This window comes from Tepidimonas aquatica (assembly GCF_007556585.1).
GTDB lineage: Bacteria > Pseudomonadota > Gammaproteobacteria > Burkholderiales > Burkholderiaceae_C > Tepidimonas > Tepidimonas aquatica.
This window is the reverse complement of record NZ_VJNA01000079.1, coordinates 1-1337: the sequence shown is the minus strand read 5'-3', so window position 1 is coordinate 1337 and position 1337 is coordinate 1. Positions and strand designations below refer to the sequence as shown.

The following is a 1337-nucleotide window of genomic DNA, read 5'->3' as shown; positions in this document are numbered from 1 at the left end:
CTGTTGCGCCGTCTGAAAGGGTTCCGCCGCATCTTCAGCCGCTTCGACAAGCTCGACGTCATGTTCGCGGCCTTCATCCACTTCGCACTGATCGTCGAATCGTTGCGATAGTGTTAACAGGCCCTAGGGCGACACTGATTCAATAACACCCGAGAAGCCAGTGAGCGGATCCGCTGCAGGGCGTCGATTGCGCAGGCACGCGGCCATCATCCACAGCCAGACGAGTGCTGCCAAACGGCAGTGGCCGCCAAGAAGCGCAAGAGGCGGCGCAGCCGCTTTTGAACGAGATCGACGCCATCAAGCCCTGGGAGGAGCAGTGGCAGGTCAAGAGCGCCCACTGCCCCACAGGCGGGGATGGCAGATATTTTGTGTGTGAGGCGGGTTGAGACGTTCACGATTTCATCCCTCAGCCGTTGCGGTCTTGATTGTCGGCATCCTGGCGCACGGCGGGTAGTTGCTGGAGCAACGTCGGCAGCCATTGCTGTACCGTCTCCCACACCACATCGAGGTTGATGTCGAAATAGCCGTGGGCCATGCGATTGCGCATATTGCGCATGCTGCGCCACGGCACGTCGGCGTGCGCCTGGGTGAACTCGGCGTAGCCATCCATCACCTTCGTCGCGGCCTCGCCGATGACGATCAGGCTCATGATGACGGCTTGCTGGGTGCGCTTGTCGGCCAGGAAGTCGTCCTTGGCCATCCCTTCCACGAAGCTGCGCGCGTCGGCTGCGGCCTGCTGGATGTGGTCGAGGTAATCGGGCAAGCGGTTCTCGCTCATACCGGCCGTGCCTCCGCGAGCACCTTGGCCCGGAATTTCGGCGGCAGGTCGCCGGGCGTCAGCACATCGACGTGGACGCCGAGCAGCGATTTCAGCTCTTCTTCCAAATCACCCAAGTCCAACAACGTGGCACCGGGCAGCGCATCGACCAGCAGATCGAGGTCGCTGCCGTCCCGATCGGTACCATGCAAAACCGAACCGAAGACGCGCGGGTTGGCGGCACGAAAGCGTCCTACCGCCTCGCGCACCACGCTTCGCTTCATATCGAGCACAACGGACGGTCGCATGGGCATCTCTTATCGAAACTGTTTGAAATGATATGCAATCAAGAATGGAATTTCAAGAACTCGTATGAGCCCTATACCTTTGGCACTCGAGCGGATTGCTGGAGGAGGAATGCGTGAACCGCCCCGGTTTTTGAGGAGGCCCCCACCCCCCGCGTCAGAATACTTGTCGCCCCGATAGGACCAGAGCTGTGAGACTGGTTCATTGATGGTGGTGGGAGGCTGTGGAGCTTGTGGGCGAAGGCCGGCGCGGTGGGCAACGCGGATGCGTTGTC

General features: G+C 60.9%; 2 protein-coding genes and 1 pseudogene. 1 reads left to right on the top strand and 2 read right to left on the bottom strand.

Annotated features, from left to right (window positions below):
- Positions 1-111, top strand: a pseudogene (locus Taqua_RS13025) (IS5-like element ISCARN85 family transposase); the annotation flags it as partial.
- A 295-nt stretch (positions 112-406) separates the two neighbouring features.
- Here Taqua_RS13025 and Taqua_RS13020 read toward each other — a convergent pair.
- Both Taqua_RS13020 and Taqua_RS13015 read right to left on the bottom strand, forming a co-directional pair.
- The gene (locus Taqua_RS13020; protein ID WP_144326990.1) at positions 407-778 is read right to left on the bottom strand and encodes a HepT-like ribonuclease domain-containing protein; all 372 of its coding nucleotides are present in this window, start codon (positions 776-778) and stop codon (positions 407-409) included.
- On the bottom strand, positions 775-1065 hold the full coding sequence (locus Taqua_RS13015; RefSeq protein ID WP_144326989.1) for a nucleotidyltransferase family protein: 291 nt from the start codon (positions 1063-1065) through the stop codon (positions 775-777). Before Taqua_RS13015 ends, Taqua_RS13020 begins: the two co-directional genes overlap by 4 nt.
- Positions 1066-1337: the final 272 nt, after the last annotated feature.